Annotated in this window: 1 protein-coding gene; it reads right to left on the bottom strand. The window is 58.1% G+C overall.

Features of this window, described 5'->3' with window-relative positions; translation table 11 throughout:
• Nucleotides 1–30: 30 nt before the first annotated feature.
• Nucleotides 31–528: IS3 family transposase (locus tag ACFQDM_RS15690; RefSeq protein WP_377380642.1), on the bottom strand; the 498-nt coding region annotated here is incomplete at its 5' end.

The following is a 528-nucleotide window of genomic DNA, read 5'->3' as shown; positions in this document are numbered from 1 at the left end:
TGAGCTGCTACCGGTTTTGTGGACAGCAGGTTAAGCTAGCATAGCGCGGGCCTCGAACTCCATGGGGCTGAGATAGCCCAGTTTCGAATGGCGCCGCCGCGGGTTGTAGAAGCGTTCGATGTAGTCGAAGATATCGGCGCGGGCTTCATTTCGGGTCCGATACACTTTTCGGGCGGTGCGTTCAGTTTTCAGCGTTGAGAAGAAACTTTCCATCGCCGAGTTGTCCCAGACATTGCCCGCTCTGCTCATTGAGCATGTGATACCGTTGTCCGCCAGCAGGCGCTGAAACTGCTCGCTCGTGTACTGGGATCCCTGGTCGGAATGATGAAGGAGCGCGTCAGCCTTCCCTCGGCGCCAGACCGCCATCATCAGGGCATCCATGACCAGTGACGCATCGCGATCTGCCTTCATGGACCAACCGACCGCGCGGCGGGAAAACAGGTCGAGAACGACTGCGACATACAGCCAGCCCTCGGCAGTCCAGATGTATGTGAAATCGGCCAGCCACTTCTGGTTTGGCCGATCTGC

This window comes from Ponticaulis profundi, from assembly GCF_042659465.1.
GTDB lineage: Bacteria > Pseudomonadota > Alphaproteobacteria > Caulobacterales > Hyphomonadaceae > Ponticaulis > Ponticaulis profundi.
The sequence above is the reverse complement of the archived record's forward strand: the minus strand, read 5'-3'. Positions and strand labels throughout refer to the sequence as shown.